Source organism: Actinotalea endophytica (assembly GCF_025717005.1).
Classification (GTDB): domain Bacteria; phylum Actinomycetota; class Actinomycetes; order Actinomycetales; family Cellulomonadaceae; genus Actinotalea.
In genome coordinates, this window is sequence record NZ_JAOVZU010000002.1 from 1 (window position 1) to 16,451 (window position 16,451).

8 protein-coding genes are annotated in these 16,451 nt (G+C 71.1%); 1 reads left to right on the forward strand and 7 read right to left on the reverse strand.

The window, feature by feature from the left end:
- From OEB99_RS03130 to OEB99_RS03150, 5 genes are all read right to left on the reverse strand, one after another.
- Positions 1 to 2,392 (reverse strand): multicopper oxidase domain-containing protein (locus tag OEB99_RS03130; RefSeq protein WP_263508284.1); only part of this gene is annotated, 2,392 nt, incomplete at its 3' end.
- A 20-nt stretch (positions 2,393 to 2,412) separates the two neighbouring features.
- Positions 2,413 to 3,747, reverse strand: coding sequence for a multicopper oxidase domain-containing protein (locus OEB99_RS03135; protein ID WP_263508285.1), 1,335 nt, complete (start codon positions 3,745 to 3,747; stop codon positions 2,413 to 2,415).
- Between the two features lie 4 nt (positions 3,748 to 3,751).
- Entirely contained in the window at positions 3,752 to 5,068 is a 1,317-nt protein-coding gene (locus OEB99_RS03140; RefSeq protein WP_263508286.1) for a multicopper oxidase domain-containing protein, read from the reverse strand.
- 67 nt (positions 5,069 to 5,135) lie between these two features.
- Positions 5,136 to 11,798 (reverse strand): SdrD B-like domain-containing protein, encoded by a 6,663-nt coding sequence (locus OEB99_RS03145; RefSeq protein ID WP_263508287.1) that lies wholly within the window; start codon positions 11,796 to 11,798, stop codon positions 5,136 to 5,138.
- A 191-nt stretch (positions 11,799 to 11,989) separates the two neighbouring features.
- Positions 11,990 to 12,493 (reverse strand): FBP domain-containing protein, encoded by a 504-nt coding sequence (locus OEB99_RS03150; protein WP_263508288.1) that lies wholly within the window; start codon positions 12,491 to 12,493, stop codon positions 11,990 to 11,992.
- 110 nt (positions 12,494 to 12,603) lie between these two features.
- Between OEB99_RS03150 and OEB99_RS03155 the strand changes: the two genes are divergently transcribed.
- Complete coding sequence (locus OEB99_RS03155; RefSeq protein WP_263508289.1) at positions 12,604 to 13,581, forward strand: NAD-dependent epimerase/dehydratase family protein; 978 nt, start codon at positions 12,604 to 12,606, stop codon at positions 13,579 to 13,581.
- A gap of 21 nt (positions 13,582 to 13,602) precedes the next feature.
- Here OEB99_RS03155 and OEB99_RS03160 read toward each other — a convergent pair whose 3' ends face one another.
- Complete coding sequence (locus tag OEB99_RS03160) at positions 13,603 to 15,561, reverse strand: glycoside hydrolase family 127 protein (RefSeq protein ID WP_263508290.1); 1,959 nt, start codon at positions 15,559 to 15,561, stop codon at positions 13,603 to 13,605.
- A gap of 2 nt (positions 15,562 to 15,563) precedes the next feature.
- Complete coding sequence (locus OEB99_RS03165; RefSeq protein WP_263508291.1) at positions 15,564 to 16,451, reverse strand: carbohydrate ABC transporter permease; 888 nt, start codon at positions 16,449 to 16,451, stop codon at positions 15,564 to 15,566.

Here is a 16,451-nt window from a genome sequence, read left to right on the forward strand (position 1 = left end):
GCAAACCAGCCACCGACGCGTCCCACACCCGCGAGAACCCCGAACCATCCCACCGGTACACATCAGCCGCATCAGCCGACCCACCCACACCAGGCGGGTTCGTCGCACCCACCGTCGAGAACCACAACGGTGCGGTGACGGCGACGGTCACGGTGGAGGTCGTGCTCCAGTTGCCGGCCGCGTCCCGGGCCCGGACGGTCACGACGAACGAACCCTCCGGACGGCTGGACACGTCGATCGAACCGGTCGCGGTCGTCGGACCGGTGCCCGACAACGTCATCGCGGTGCCGTTGCCGGCGCCGGGGTCGGTCCCGACGAACCACTCGACCCGGCTGATCGCGCTGGCCGAGTCGCTGGCCGCCGCGGTCAGGGTCACGGTCCGCGCTCCCTGCGTCGGGTTCGGGCTGGCCGAGACCGAGTCGAGCGTCGGACGCGTCTTGTCGACCACGAGCTCGGTCGTGGCAGCCGCGCCCCAGTTCCCGGCGGAGTCCTTGGCGTGCACGTACACCGGGTGCGAGCCCTCGGAGAGCAGCACGACGGTCGACAGCGGGATGTCCGCGTACCCGGCTTCGGTGGCCGAGTCGAACCGGCCGTCGGAGGCGGACATCACGATCCCGGTGCCGTCGGCGCCGAGCGTGTCGAGGAAGATCTCGGCCGCACCGACCGTGCTGTTCACGCCCGCGTTCGGAACGTCCTCGAGCGTGCCCGCGCTGACCCGCACCACCGGCGTGCCGCCGTTGTACGCGAGCGTGCCGTTGTTCGGCGACGGCGCCACCGCGAGGTTCTGCGAGACCGGTCCGGTCACGTCGATCACCAGCGGGACCGTGGCGACGGCGCCCCAGCTGCCGCCGCTGTCCTGGGCGTGGATCGACACGGTGTGCGATCCCTCGCCGAGGGCGGCCACGTCGGCAGCGGGGATGCTCGCGGTGAGGCTCGCGACCGATCCGCTGCCGCTGACCGTCATCGCGGCGCCCGTGCCGTCGGCCCCGACCGCGTCGACGAAGTACTCGGCCGCCGCGATCGTCGAGCCACCCGAGGCGGAGTCGTCCGCCGTCGCGGTCACGGACACGCTCACGGTGCCGTTGGTCGGCGACGGCTGCACCGCTGCCGCCGAGGTGGTGGGCCCGCCGGCGTCGCCGCCGTTGACCAGGACGGAGCTGAACGCGCCCCAGACGCCGCCGTCGTCCTGACCGCGCACGTAGAGGGCATGGTTGCCCGCCGGCACCGTGACGGCCGCCTCGACCGCCTCGGTGGCCGAGTCGAACGCACCGTCCGTCGCCGTCATCGGGACCGGTGTGCCGGCCGTGGAGTCGACGTAGTACTCGGCGGCAGCCACGACCGCACCCGGCGTGAGCGCGGTGGCCGTCGCGGAGAGCGTGCCACCTGCGGAGAGCGCGACCGCAGACGTGACCGGACCGATCGGGTCGGCCGGGGCGCCGCTGCCGGTGACGGCCAGGAACGTGACCATGCCGCCTGCGCCGGCCAGGTTGCTGTTGTGCAGCAGCAGGCTGCCGTCGTAGACCGGCACCGTCGCGTCGTCGCTCGAGTTCGGTGCCAGGACGAGTGCGTCAGCGGTCTGTCCCGGACCGAACGTCTCGGCGACGTAGTCGTGCGCGTACGTCAGCGGGTTGCCGTCGAGCGCGATCACGCTCTGGTCCGCGCCGAGCACCGCCATCGAGTGGTACAGGCTGCCCGCGTTGACGTAGCGCAGCAGCACCGTGTGCCCGGCCTGCGTCGCGATGGCGTCGGTGTCCGGGTACGCCTTGCCGTTGACCAGGAAGTAGCGCGGCGCGTAGTTGCGCATGTCGAACGTCGCGGGGTCCGCGCGGTTGTTCAGCGCCGGGTCGATCTCGCTGAGGACCAGCACCGCCTCGTCGTCGTAGGCCGTGCTCGCCGCGTCGTAGGCCTGACCGGCGGTCGCGGGACGCACGATCAGCGCGCCGTACAACCCCATCGCGACCTGGTGCTCGGCGTTCGGCACCGGACCGGCCTCGTACAGGTAGGTCCCCGGCAGGTCCGCCGTGAAGCTGTAGGTCTTCGAGCCGGCCGGCGCGACACCGGTCCGGTCGGGGACCATGACCTGCCCGCCGACGTACAGCGCCGTCGGCTCGGTGAGCTCGTTGTAGAGCGTGATGTCGACCGTGTCGCCCTGGTCGACGACCAGCGTCGGCCCACCGGGCGCGGTCACGGCCGCGTTCGTCGTGCTGTAGCCCCAGACCGTGACCGACTGACCGCCGGCGGGCAGCGTGGTGCTGCCCGCGACCGCGTAGAGGTCGATGGGGACGGCTGCGGCCGCAGCCGCGCCGGCCGGCACGACGACCGCCATCATCACGAGTGCTCCCCCGGCGACGGCCGAGATCACCGTCGAGGCGAGGTTCCTGGTTCGAGTCATCGTTGCGCCCACCTCTCGTGCTAGCCGCAGTTGTTGGGCGTCGGCGGGTTGATCCGCATGTACGTGATGGGGCCGGTCATCGTCACGCCCCACGAGGTGATCTGATACAGCGCGTGGTTGTGCGAGATGATGTAGTACTCGCCGCACTGGTTCAGGCTCTGGGTCCCGGGTGGCAACGCCTCCTGGGTGCCGAGGTACGGGCTGCCGCTGTAGAACACCCCGATCACCTGGTTCGCGAGGCTCGGCACCGTCACCGGCACCGGGTTGGTCACCGGGTCGTAGCTCTCGGCGTCGTACCACTTGAAGAGCACGTCCCAGGTCTGGCCGGGGCCGATGTTGATCGCGAACTTCTCGAACGACAGGTCCTCCCCGCCGGGCCCCTCGAGCGGCCGCCCGTCACGGGCGATCACGGTGCCGTTGTTGCCGTGCGGGTGGAACGGGTAGTCCTCGGTGCCGACGTTGAGGTAGCGCGCCAGGCCCGGGTCCGGGTGGTCGGTCGCGTCGTAGGAGTAGACCGAGGCGAGCGCTCCGTACGGCTGGGTGGGCAACCAGGACGCACCGTTGTCGGCGATGCTGTCGGGGAACCCACGTCCGTTGATCAACCAGTACCGCGGGTGGTACGTGTTCATGTTGAAGCTCCGGCCCTCCTCGACCGCCTGGTGCTGGTAGGGGTCGATCTCGGAGAGCAGGACCATGAACTCCTCGGACGGTGTGAACTTGCTGTCCGCACGGTCGTAGGCGTAGTCGGCACCGAGCGTCGGACGGACGATCAGGGCGCCGAACAGGCCCATCCGCACCTGCTTCTCCGGGTTCGTCCCGGACTCGTACAGGTAGGTGCCGGGGTTCGCGGCCGTGAACGTGTACGTCACGGTGCCGCCGCCGGCCGGAGCCGTCGGGGTGAGCGAGGTCATCACACCGCTGCCGTCGAGCTCCGGAGCGGCCGGGACGCCGTCCGCCAGGACGCCCGTCTGGCCGGGGAACATGACCGAGACCGGTTCGGCGAACGTGTTGTGCAGGATCACCGTCACGACGTCGCCCTCGTTGACGCACAGCACCGGGCCGGGGTGCTGGAAGGAGTCGAAGCCGTTCGAGTAGCCCCACATGAACGCGGTGTTCCCGTCGGGCAGGCTGATGTAGCCGGTCGTCGTGGTCAGGTCGAACACCGGCTGCCCGGGCGAGCCGGCCGTCGAGGTGGTGCACACGATGCCGACGCGCGGCGGGGCGTCCGCTGCAGCGGGCGTCGCCACGGACGCGGCGGCGAGCAGTGCGGCGACAGCGGCCGTGACGATCCATGTGGCGCGCCGACCCCGTGGGGCGCGCGTCCGAGCCTGGTTGGCTCCGCCGTTGGTGATCATGGCGTCAGATCCCCCAGTCGTTCGGATAGGCCTGCGCGGGCACGCCGTTCGGGTACACGTGGATCTCGGTGGCCGCGCCGCCGAACCCGCCGGGTGCGAGGTTGTTCGCCCTCGCGAAGGCGCGGTTGTAGAGGAAGTAGGTGTCGTACTCCCCCGGCCCCTGGTACGCGGGTGCGGTGAACACCACGTCGTAGCTCTCGCCGGGGCCCACGTTGACCGTGTCGGTCCCGTAGGCGGTGTCCGTGCCGTCGCGGCCGCGCATCAACGTGGCGTCGCGACCCACGACCCGCATCCGGATCCCGGTGATCGTCATGGCCTGCTCGCGGAAGCCGAGGTTCGCGAACCGCAGCGCGACCCGCTCACCCGCGTTGCAGGTCACGAGCGACGAGTGCGGCTGGTACTGGAGCTGCTCGTGGCCGGCGGGCGCGACCAGGTCGCCGTTGGCGTCGTACTGCGGGTTGAACGGGTCGATCGAGCCGTTCGGCGCGATGGTGTCCGGGTAGACGCGGCCGTTGATCATGCTGAAGTCGGCCCGGTAGTCGCTCCACTCCGGGAGCTGGATGTGGGCGTCGGCCCAGTGCGCCTCGGCCCACACCTCGGAGAGGAACATCGCGAACTCGCGGTCGAAACCGGTGGAGCCGTCGCCGTCGTTGTAGAGGTACTTGCCGCTCGGGTAGAGGGTCGTGTTGCCGTCCTGCAGCGGGCGCACGAAGACGAGGCCGGTCATGCCCATGTGCACGTGCTCCACGTCCTCGACGTGGCAGTGGTACATGTACGTGCCCGGGTCTCGCGGCCGGTACACGTAGGTGAAGTTCCGCCCGGCCGGCACCGAGACCGACCCGGTCGGCTCGCCGTCGAAGAACGGGATCACGTTGCGGAACCCGTGCCAGTGCAACGTGTGCGCGTCGAAGAGGTCGGGGCGCAGCGCGAGCCCGAGGTTCGTGAGCTGGACGGTGAAGTCGACCGGGTGCGCCGGGTCGAACTGGTTCACCCAGAACAGCGGCGCGGAGTGCTGCGCCTTGTTCTTCTGGTTCTGCCTCTGGGTGTCCGTCATGCCGCTCACGTTGCGGAAGCCGAAGATGTACGTGGTGAACGGGTTCGGCGCCAGCACGTCCGGGTGGTACGGCGGGATCGTGGGCGTGGGCGGCAGGTAGATCCACCCGTCGGTGCCGGCGAAGTAGAGGTCCGGAGGCCCCGCGGCCGCCGACGCGGCGATCGGCTCGAGGACGCGCCCCGCCCACGCCATGCCCCCCGCGACCGCCACCACTCCGCCGGCGACCTTGAGGAACTGACGACGGTCGAACCCTGCACTTCCGCTCATGGTCGGGTCTCCCTCCGGTGCGCCCGGGCTGCTGCTGGCTGGGTGGCGCCGCTGGTCACGGGCCTGGTCACGGAACATCGAAGGCGTCCAGGTCCTGGGCGTCGGCGGTGAGGCCGTGGGCGGTGCCGTCGAAGAACACCGACCATGCGCCGCCCGAGAAGAGCAGGACGTCCTCGTCCTGGACGGCGCCGAGCGCGCCCACCGTGGTGGTGGAGGCACTGAACGAGAAGTACCCGGTGGTCGCGTCGACCCGGACGTAGCCGTCGACGTTGGCGGCGTTCGGCAGGGAGTACGGCGCCGCGCTGGCGTCGATCACCCTGGCGAACGTGCTGCCGTTCCAGCTGTAGATGTCGGCGTCGTCCGCGGCACCGGTCACGCCCGGCGGGTTCGCGTTGCCGAGGGTCGAGAAGTAGAGCGTCCCGCCGACCACGCTGATCGCGTCCAGGTCCTGGCTGTTGTTCGTCAGGCCGTGCGCGGTCCCGTCGAAGAAGACGGACCAGGTGCCGTTGTCGTAGTAGACGACGTCCTCGTCCTGGACGTTGCCGATCCCCGGCAGGGTGGTGTCGCCCGAGGCGAACGACGCGTAGAAGTGCGTGTCGTCGATCCGGTCGAACCCGTCGATGTTCGCGTTCGTCGGCAGTGACGCGGCCGCGGCCGAGAACACCCCGTGGAAGCCCACGCCGTCCCAGCTGTAGATGTTGGCGTTGCTGTACGGCCCGGCCACGCCCGGCATCGTGGCGTTGCCGACCGTCGAGAAGTACAGCTGCGGGCTGGTCGGCGGAGGCGCCAGGGCGCGTCCCGCGAACGAGATCGCATCGAGGTCCAGCGCCCCGGACGTGCCCATGCCGTGCGCGGTGCCGTCGAAGTACACGGACCACGCCGTGCCGTCGAAGTACAGGACGTCCTCGTCCTGGACCGCCCCGAGCACCGGCATCGTCGTCGTCGTGTTGCTGAACGACAGGTACAGGTGCGTCGGGTCGACGTAGATCAGGCCGTCGACGACGGGGTTCGTCGTGCCGGTCGAGGACCCGGAGGCGGGCAGGTTGTACGGCGCCTCGCTCGCGTCCACGACCCGGGTGTAGGTGTCGTCGCCCGGGTTCCACCGGTACACGTCGGCGTAGCCGCCGGTACCGCCCGCGCCCGGTGGGATGGCTGCGTTGTTCGTCGACAGGTACAGCGTGTTGCCGACCAGGCTCATCGCTCCGACGTCGATCGAGCCGCCGAGCCCGTGGACGCTGCCGTCGAACCACAGCGACCACGCCGAGCCGTCGAAGAAGACGACGTCCTCGTCGGCCACCGTGCCGATGCCCGGCAGCGTCGTGTTGCCGGTGAAGGAGACGTAGAACCGCCAGCCGTCCACGTTGGCGAACGCGTCGACGTTGGCCCCGCCCGGCACGCTGTACGGCGCCTGCGAGAGGTCGAGCGTCCGGTTGAAGGCGGACAGGTCCCACCGGTAGATGTCGGCGTCGTCCGGTGTTCCCGGCACGCCGGGCGGGTTGGCGTTGCCGGCCGTCGAGAAGAACAGGTCGGAGGCCACGGTGGCACCCCACTCGTCGGCGCCGGCGTCGAAGCCGGCACCGGCCGGACGGCTCTGCTCGTCGAAGTCCCGCATCGGGGCGCTCACGCCCGAGGCTGCCGGGACGCCGAGGTCGATCGCCGGCGAGCCGTCGGCGAGGTGGTAGTCGCCGAGGATGCTCGGCGGTGCGTCGAGCGTGACGAGCGTCGCGTCGACGAACGACGGGTTCTGCCGCCAGGTCGCGAAGGACACCGTCACGTCGTAGGACTTGACGACCGCGGGGTCGCTCGCACTGTTGGTGGCGCTGGTGGTGTAGCCGTGGGTCCCGGCGTCCTGCTGGATCACCGACCCGGTCGGTGCGAGCAGACCGGTGCCGTCGGCCACCCCGAGGTCCCAGTTGTCGATCGGGCTCGGGTCACCGGTCAGGCCGATACCCGTGACGGTGGTGCCGGCCCGCGTTCCGGCGCGGTTGTCCCACAGGATGTCGTTGAACATCAGCGGGCGGCTGAACGTGGGCGAACCGGCCGGCAGCGTCGCCTGGAGCTGGTCGCTGTTCGCCGAGGTCGAGACCCCCGCCGGGGCGGGCAGGCCGTTGGACGTGACCGCGGTGGCCGTCGTGAGGTTCTTCATGATCGTGTTGTTGAAGATCCGCACGTCCGGCGCGTCGTTGATGCCGATGCCGCCGCCCTCGTGGGTCGAGACGTTGTCGACGATCATGTTGTTGTAGACGGCCATCGGGAAGTTGCCGGCCATCAGGAAGCGCAGGCCACCGCCGTCGTCGTTCGCCATGTTCGACTGGATCTCGTTCGCGAAGATCGAGACCGGGCCGGTGCCGGGCGAGAGCGCACCCGCCGTCGCCGGGAGCTGGCCGGCGATCATGATGCCGCCGCCCTCGTCGTTCGACTGGTTGAGGTAGACCCGGTTGTGGTGGATCGACCCGTTCGGGCTCAGCCCGTAGACGGTCAGGCCGCCGCCGTACTCGACCGAGAAGTTGCCGCAGATGTCGTTGCGGGCGATCTCGTAGCCGTCCGAGCCGGCGAAGATCCCGATCGCACCCGCGAGGTTGGTGCCGGCGTTGTTGATGATCCGGTTGCGGGTGATCCGCAGGTTCTCGTTGTGCTGGTTCGTGTCGGGAGCAGCCAGGTCGGGCGTGCCGATCCGGATGGTGCCGTAGCCGGCGCCGTTGTTCTCGACCACGTTGTTGGTGACCTGCAGGTTGCGCACGTAGGCGTTGGCGAAGATCGCGCCGCCCTGCGTGGTGATGTTCGGCGGCAGGCCGTTCTGAGCGCCGGTGAGGGCGTCGATGTTCGCCGGGACGCCCTGCTCGACGCCGCCGCGGATGTCGAAGCCGTCGATCGACGCCTTGTACGTCGCGGTGAACTGGCGCGCGGTGCCCGCGGCCGTCGTCGCGTTCTGCGACGCGACCAGGTAGATCGCCTCACCGTCGTTGACGTTCTGGTTGCCGTCCCAGGTCAGACCGGCGATCTTGGTGCGCCAGGCGTCGGCCAGGGCGGTGTCCCCACCGAACGCGCTCGCGTCGATGATCGAACCGGGGACGAAGGTGCTGCCCTGGAAGCCGCCCGGGCCGACGCCCTGGAGCTTCACCGGCGACGCGACGATGAGGTTCTCGTAGTAGGCGCCGCGCGGGTTGTTCCGCGGGTTGGCCAGGTCGGGCGTGCCCGGGTAGACGACCACGAGGTCGTCGGCGTTCGCCGTGAAGGCGTCGTCGAGGGCGGCCTGGATGGTGGCGTAGGTCTTGCCGGGGCCGACCTCACGCACGGTCGGGGTGTAGCCCGCGCCGAGCACGTGGAAGGTCAGGCCATTGATCGTCGTCATGCCGTTGCCGGCGGTGATCTCGAGCTGGTGCGGGCCGACCGGGGTACCGGCCGGGACCGTCACGTCGATGCTCGTGTCACCCCAGGCCGCGACGGGCAGAGCGACACCGTCGAGGGTGACCTTGCCGTCACCCTGGCTCGTGCCGAACGCCGCGCCCGCGATGGTGAAGGCACCGCTGCCGTCGACGTAGGGCTGCGAGACCGCGAACAGCTGGGGTGCGTCGGGCTCGGCGGCGCAGGCCACGTTGTTGGTCACGCTGCTGCCCGGCGTGCCGATGGTCACGCCCACCTGGGTCGGGGCGAGGTCGGTCGGGATGATCAGGCCGGGCCACGCCTCGAACTCGGTCGAGATCGTCCGGTACCGCGGGTTGAAGTTCGGGTTGAGCCGGCCCGGGATGCCCGGGTCGTTGCCGACGAAGCGGTACATGTTCGCGCAGATGCCGGACGGGGTCGGGCAGCTGATGTGGTTCGTCGACGGCAGCAGCACGTCGTACATGCCGTTGAAGTCGGACTCGAGCGTGGTCACGAGCCGGTTGGTGAAGTCGTAGACGCCGACCGGCGCGAACGGCACGCCACCCTTCTCACCGAACAGCGTCGAGCGCGGGTCGGTGGAGAAGTTCAGGTCGTCCACCAGCAGGCCACGCAACCGCGTCGGGAGCGGGACCTTGGTGAAGATGTTGAACATCGGCACGATCGACTTGCCGTTGTTGACCCGCACGAGCTTGGTGTCGCACAGCGGCTTCGCAGTGCCCTCGAACGGCGAGCCGCCCATGTCGACGAACGGGTCGTTGGCGACCGGGGTCGAGGCCGGCACGGTCACGCCGACCGGGAGGTCGTTGGTGACCCCGCCGTCGCCGACGACCGGGTCGTAGCCGTCCGTGCCGTCACCGGCGACGTCGACCGTGTGCAGCGCACCGGCGCACGCGGGCGGCGGGACCTGCGGGATGATCTGGTCGCCGTAGGCGACGTTGATGTCCTCCTCGCGGGTCGCCTGGTACACCGGGCGGCCGAGCGCGTCGTCCGGGATGGCGACCTTGACCAGGTAGTCACGCGCCGTCAGCGGGGTGAACGACCCGCCGACGCACAACGGCGCGGAGGGGTCGGTCGCGTCGAGCGCGCCGTCGAAGCACCCGTCGCCGAAGCCGTAGTTGCCGTCCACCGCGACGCCGAAGTTGGCGTCCGGCGTGCCCTGGTCGGTCGCGTTCGGGCCGAACTGGACGCCCTGCATGAAGGACGAGAGGCACTCGCCGTCGGTCTCCTGGTTGCGCACGAGCACGTTCTCGTCGGTGCCGTGGATCAGCGGGTTGCCGTCGACGTCGCGCGCGGTGCACCCGGTCGGGCGCTGCCAGCTCTCGGTCACGTAGGTGTTGAGCAGCGTGCCGAGCGCGTACGAGCCGTCGGGCGCGAGCTCGTACTGGCCGCTCGGGTCGCAGGGTGCCGAGGTCGTGCCGCACAGGACGGGGAGGTAGAGCTCCACGGGCAGGTCGGAGACGCCGGGCTGCCAGTCCTCGGTCGTCGCGTACTGCGGGACGAGCTCGTTGCGGGTCGTGTCGTAGCTGACCGTGCCGACGATGCCGCCGTTGCGCGGGTCGATGCCGTTCTTGCCGGTCGGGTCGTAGGCGTGCACGCCCCAGTCGAGCGTGCCGCTCAGACCGATGATCGGCAGCACGCTCACGTCGACGCCCGCGCCCAGCACCGTGGTCGGCGTCGGCTGGTTGTCGGCCTGGTAGGTGATGCCCGTGGTGTAGAACGAGTCGCTGTACGCCTCCATCACGTTCCACTCACCCAGCGGGTAGGCCGAGGTGAACGAGTAGTACCCGAGGGCGTCGGTGGAGACCGTGGTCATGCCGCGGTCCATCAGCGAGTTCTCGCGGCGCCGCAGCGTGAGCGTGTAGTTGGGCACGCCGGGCTCGCCGGCGTCCCGCACGCCGTTGCGGTTGGTGTCGTTGAAGACGTGGCCCGTGTACGTGGTCCACCAGCCGTTCAGCGGCATCAGCCCCATGTCGACGATCTCGCCGTCGGCGATCGTGACGTTGATCGTGTTGAGGAAGTAGTCCTGCGGCTCGTCCCACCAGCTCAGCGTGTAGTTGCCGGCCGGCACGCCGTCGATCGTGAAGCTGCCGTCGGCGCCGCCCCGCCCGACCCACACCGCGGTGTCGCCGGCCTGGAGGTCGGCGAGCGCGATCCATGGGTTGACGATCGGCTTGTCGATCTTGCTGCCGGTCATGCCGAGCCAGAAGTTGACGTTGCCCCCACGCGGCGGGACGTACTGCTTGACGGCCTCGACGACGCCCTTGATCTGCCCGGTCGCGTTCGCGTCGAGCGGCTGGCCGTTCTTGATCGGCGGGACGAACCCGAAGATCGGCGTCGGGACGGGCTCGCCGGCGACGGCGAACTCGGTGTCGTACCCGGTCGCGCCTTCCATCAGCCAGGTGTCCCAGTCGTGGTTGCCCTCGAGGGTCGTGGTCTGGATCCAGGTCTGGCCGTCCGGCGGCGTGGCGGTGAGCGTGTACCGGTTGCTGCCCAGGTGCGGGATGGTCAGCAGGCCGTCGGCGTCGGACACGCAGGTGCCGCCGGTCACGTCGACCACCGGGAGCATCTCGGCGTCGAGGCTGGCTGCCGGGATCTCGTGGGTCACCGGGTCCTCGCCGACGTACGTGGTGCACAGCGGGTTGCCGTAGACGTCGGTGGTGACCTCGCCGAGCACGTCGTTGATGTGACCGACGAAGCCGGCCAGCCCCGGCTCGCCCTGGTCGATGGCGCCGTTGGTGAACGCGGTGTCCTCGAACACCTGCGCGCGCAGCGTCGAGTCGGGCAGCGGGTTGGGCTGCAGCTCCACGGTGACGAGCCCCGGGTCCTCGAGCGGCACGGTGAAGTGCGCGCCGTCGATCTTGTAGCCGTCGGCGAGCACCGAGATCAGGTAGCGGCCGTCCGGGAGCGTCAGGCCGGCGCCACCGGCGAAGTCCGCCTGGTCACCCTCCGCGACGATCGGGCTGGCGTGCGGCTCCTCGGAGATCGACGGCCACGCGCACGACCCGGGATAGCCCGGGTCGTCGGGGTTGCAGCCGGTGCCGAGGGCAGGGCTGCGCTGATCGGTGGTGCCAGCGGTGTCGACGTTGATCATGTACTCGAACGTGCCGATCGCGTCACCCTTGGCGACGCCCGCGCCCTGGAACGCACGTGGCTCCGTGCGGGCGCTGATCACCTGGAGCGTGAGGCTGTTGGTGGCGGCCTGTGCGGCTGCGATCGGCAGCGCGCCGACCATGGTCACCGCCAGGGCGACGGTGGCGAGCCACGACCCTGCCGCGCGCCATCGGCTGCGAGCCTCCTGCGGGGACCAGGCCATCACTGTCGCGGTCGTGCTCCACGCTCCACGCATGTGCCGCACCTTCCAGGCGAGCCGGACGCTTGGTCGCCATCGTGCGCGGATCCGTGGGTGCGGCCCCGGTTCTGTCAGGGCTGTCACCGAGCCGTCATGAACCGGTCATCTGCGGCGGGGCCGGCGCGGCCTCCTGCGCGACGTCGCGGGTGCGGGACCGACCGGAGCGGCCGGGCCGCCCGCCGGCAGCCTCAGCGCGTGCGCGCCACCTCGGCGACGAACCTGACCGAACGCTCACGCAGCCCGTCCACCCGACGCCGGACGATCCGCTCCCGCTCGTCGAGCGGCGCCGTGCCGGCCTCCGCACGGGTCGGCGCGCGTCGCACGTTGCCCGAGCAGCCGAAGTCGGTGCAGATCAGCGTGCCGATCGTGTCGCCGTGGCGTCCGGGCGCACCGGCGCGGCGCGCGACGTACAGCGACACGTCCTCGGTCACGACGACGTCCTCGCACCACGCGCACACCGCGCGTCGGGGTGAGCGCCGCCCGCCGCCCGCGCGCAGCAGCACGCCGACCGGCTCGTCGTCGATCTCCAGGACGACGTACGCGGACAGCGGGGCCTTGCGATCGCGCCAGCCGAGGTAGTCGAGCCGGTCCCAGCGGGTCGCGGTCAGGTCGGGCAGGGTCGCAACGGCGGCCTCGCGCCGGGATGCGTTCACGAGGGAGGCACGGATCTGCGCCTCGGTCAGGGGCTTCATGGTCGGTCTCCAGGGTCGGGCGCGGCCGGGCGACGGTACGCGGCGGCTGCGGGTCGGCGCACACCCATTTCCGGTGACGTAGCGTCCGGGCCGGGTGGTTCACTGCACGCGTGGAGATCCTGGTGCTCGGCGGCACGGTGTTCCTCGGCCGGGAGATCGCGCAGGTCGCCCTGCGGCGCGGCCACTCGGTGACGTGCCTGGCTCGCGGCACCGCTCCGGCGCCCGACGGAGCACGCTTCGTGCCCGGCGACCGCGACCAGGACGCGGGCCTGGCGGGCGTGACGAACCGGACCTGGGACGCCGTGATCGACGTGTCGCGGCACCCGGGCCAGGTCCGCCGCGCGGTCCGCGACCTGACCACCGGCCGGTGGGTGTTCGTCTCCACGGCCAGCGTCTACGCGGACGCCGCACGCGTCGAGCAGGGCGAGGACGCCGCGGTCCTCGAGCCCCTCGACGGCGACGTGATGACCGGCCCGGACGTCTACGGCAACGCGAAGGTCGCCTGCGAGGACGCGGTGCGGGCCGCGGCAGCGCCCGCCACGGTCGTGCGCCCTGGACTGATCGGCGGGCCCGGCGACAGGTCGGCGCGCAGCGGCTACTGGCCCTGGCGGTTCGCCCACCCCAGCGGGGACGACGTCATCGTCCCCGACGACCCCGACCAGCCCTGCGCGCTGATCGACGTGCGCGACCTCGCGGACTGGATCGTCACCACGGCCGAGGACCATCTCGACGGCACGTTCAACGTCACCGGGCCGACCCTGCCGTTGGCCGAGGCTCTCGCGACCGCGGCGCAGGTCGGCGCGAGCAGCGCTCGCACGAGGCCCGTCCCGCCACAGCGGCTGCGCGAGCTGGGCGTCGGCTCATGGATGGGTCCGAGGTCGCTGCCCCTGTGGATCGACGACCCCGACTCACGCGGCCTGGCGACCCTCGACACCACACGGGCGCGGGCGGCCGGCCTACGCACCCGGCCGCTCGCGGAGACGTTGCGGGACGCGCTCGCCTACGAGGAGCGCCGTATCGACGCCCGTCCCGCCGGGCTCACCGACGACGAGGAACGCCGCGTCCGAGCGGCCCTCGACGGCACGTAGCGGGGAGCCGCGCCACAGGACCTAACCGTCCGCCAGCGGGATGAAGACCCGCATCGTCGACGGCCCCCGCTCCGCCCAGTCGTGGTACGGCACGAGCGGCACCAGCAGCTCGTCGTCGAGCCCGTCCACGCGGTCGGCCCGGTAGGGCCAGGGATCCTCCGAGGTCCGCAGCCGGACCATCGGCACCAGCACCCGCCCGTCCGCCTCCACCGGGGCGGCACGCCCGTTCATGCGGACGTCCGCCACGTCGTCCACGACCCCACCGCTGACGGCGACCAGGTCGGTCGACTCCAGGCACAGCACCTCGGGCCCGCGCTCGACCACGGCGCAGCCGCGGACCGCGTCGATCCTGGGGTCCGGGGTCACCAGACGAGGCGCCATCGGCAGCTCGAGCTCGACCGCGTCGCCGACCCGGAACGCCCGCTCCACCACGACGGCACCGGGCTGCACGTCGCGGTCCGGTTCGACCGCCGAGCCGTCGGCGCCCAGCACACGCAGCACCGCCCCCGGCGCCCACCCGGGCACGCGCAGGGTCAGCGTCCACGGCGCCTCGTCGGTGTCCGTGACCAGCACCCGGACGGTACCGCCGGTCGGGTAGTCGGTCTGCACCTCGAGCCCCACCGGGCGGTCCCCTGCCAGGCGCGTGCCGATGGTGCACGGCGCGTACTGGTGCAGCTGGATGCCGTGCTGGTCGGCGCTCGCGAGGTAGGCGTCGAGGCTGGCCAGCGTGCGGGCGACGTTGGGCGGGCAGCAGGAGACGCCGAACCACGGCGCCCGGAGCGAGGCCCTCGCCCGGGGCGACGGCTCGTCGGGATCGGCCGGCTCGCCCGGCACACGCTGGTGCAGGGTGTTGGCGTAGTAGAAGGACGTGCCCTGCGACGAGGGCGACGTGGCGACGACGTTGAACAGCGTGCGCTCGATCAGGTCGGCGTGACGGGGGTCGCCGTCGGCGAGCAGCAGCCGCCAGCTGAACATGATCGACGCGATGCCGGCGCACGTCTCGGAGTACGCCCGGTCGGGTGGGAGCTCCCAGTCGTCCCCGAAGGCTTCGTCCTGGTGGCGGGAACCCACTCCTCCGGTGATGTAGACCCGCCGCGCGACGGTCGCCGACCACTGGCGGCGCAGGGCCTCGAGGAGATCCTGGTCGTCCGTCTCGGTGGCGACGTCGACGGCACCCGCGGACAGGTAGCCCGCGCGCACCGCGTGCCCGCGCAGCACGGTGGCCTGGCGCACCGGCACGTCGTCCTGGAAGTACGCGGGACCGAACTCGATCTCACCGAGCACGCCGTGGCCGTGACGCTCGACGAACAGCGCCGCCTGGTCCACGTACCGCTGCTCACCGGTGAGTCGGCCGAGCTCCGCCAGCGCGGGCTCGATCTCGGCGTGACCGCACATCCCCGGGTTGCCCTCGGGCCCGAACTCGACGCAGACCAGGTCCGCGGCCCGACGCGCGACGTCGAGGAGGCCGTCACCGGCGTCGGGCCGCGTCCTGGCGCGCGCCACCGCGGCCTGGAACAGGTGGCCGAGGCAGTAGAGCTCGTGCCCCCACTCCAGGTCGGACCACCGCGGCGGTTGACCGGCGTTGCCGAAGGCGGTGTTGAGGTAGCCGTCCGGCTCCTGGGCGGCCGCGACCCGGTCGACCACGGCCCGGAACCGCGCGTCGAGCGCCTCGTCGCCGGTCCGCCCGATCTCCCAGGCGAGCGCCTCGAGGTACTTGTAGACCTCGGAGTCGGAGAACTGCCGGCCGCGCCGGTGGTCCGCGATCGTGCCGTCGACGACCCGGTCGAAGTTGGGCAGCCAGCCCTCGCGCTCGAGCCAGTGGCCGATGTGCGGGAGCGTCGCGGCCGCGTTCACGGCCTGGCGCGCGCCCCAGAAACCACCCGTGAGGGTGACCTCGGGCCGGCCGAGCGGGCGCAGTCGTCCCCTGGTGGGGCTCACCGGGACGGCGGCGTGCGTGGCGCGGGTCGGTGCGGTGTTCATGGTCACCCCTTGAGTGCGCCGGACAGGAAGCCGCGCACGTAGTGCCGTTGCAGGACGAGGAAGAGCACGATGCAGGGCAGCGCGAGGATCACGACGCCCGCCTCGGTCGCGCCGTAGTCGACGACCCCCTGCACCTGGACCCGGAGGTTCGACACGGCGAGCGGGAGCGTGAACTTGCTCGAGTCGTTGATGAGGATCAGCGGCGCCATGAAGTCGTTCCACGCCGCCAGGAAGGCGAACAGACCGACGGTGATCATGCCCGGGCGCACGGCCGGGAGCAGCACACGCCACAGGACGCCCCAGCTCGAGCAGCCGTCGACGATGGCCGCCTCGTCGAGCTGTCTGGGCACCGACTCGAACGAGATGCGCATCATGAACGTCGAGAACGGCAGCTGGAACATCGTGAGCACCAGCGCGACGCCGAGCAGCGAGTTCTGCAGACCCACCTGGTTGAGCAGCACGTACAGCGGGATCAGGAGGGTGGCGTACGGGACCATGAGGATCGCCAGCGTCGCAAGGAACAGCACGTCCTTGCCGGGGAAGCTGAACCGGGCGAAGGCGTACCCGCCGAGCAGCGAGATGGTCAGCGTCAGCGCCACGGTGGTCAGCGAGACCACCGCCGAGTTGAGCAGGTACTGCCAGATGCCGGCCTGGTAGTGGGCGAGCGTGACGTAGTTGCCGAAGCCCCATCCGTCGGTCTGGTTGGTCCCGGGCAGCGGCGACACCGAGGACACCGCGGTCCACAGCAGCGGGTAGAGGAAGAGCAGTGCCAGGGCGCCGGTGAACACCCAGTACGGCATCCGCAGGATCACACCGGCCACCCGGGCGCGGGGCGCGGGAGGCCGCGGGGCCGTCGTTCGAGGCGCCTTCGCGCCGAGCGTCGTCGCCAT

What these genes read in the sequence shown, in the direction of transcription:
- OEB99_RS03135 (WP_263508285.1), bottom strand. Translation starts at nt 3,747, where the DNA reads ATGATCACCAACGGCGGAGCCAACCAGGCTCGGACGCGCGCCCCACGG.
- OEB99_RS03140 (WP_263508286.1), bottom strand. Translation starts at nt 5,068, where the DNA reads ATGAGCGGAAGTGCAGGGTTCGACCGTCGTCAGTTCCTCAAGGTCGCC.
- OEB99_RS03145 (WP_263508287.1), bottom strand. Translation starts at nt 11,798, where the DNA reads ATGCGTGGAGCGTGGAGCACGACCGCGACAGTGATGGCCTGGTCCCCG.
- OEB99_RS03150 (WP_263508288.1), bottom strand. Translation starts at nt 12,493, where the DNA reads ATGAAGCCCCTGACCGAGGCGCAGATCCGTGCCTCCCTCGTGAACGCA.
- OEB99_RS03160 (WP_263508290.1), bottom strand. Translation starts at nt 15,561, where the DNA reads ATGAACACCGCACCGACCCGCGCCACGCACGCCGCCGTCCCGGTGAGC.
- OEB99_RS03165 (WP_263508291.1), bottom strand. Translation starts at nt 16,451, where the DNA reads ATGGCGACGACGCTCGGCGCGAAGGCGCCTCGAACGACGGCCCCGCGG.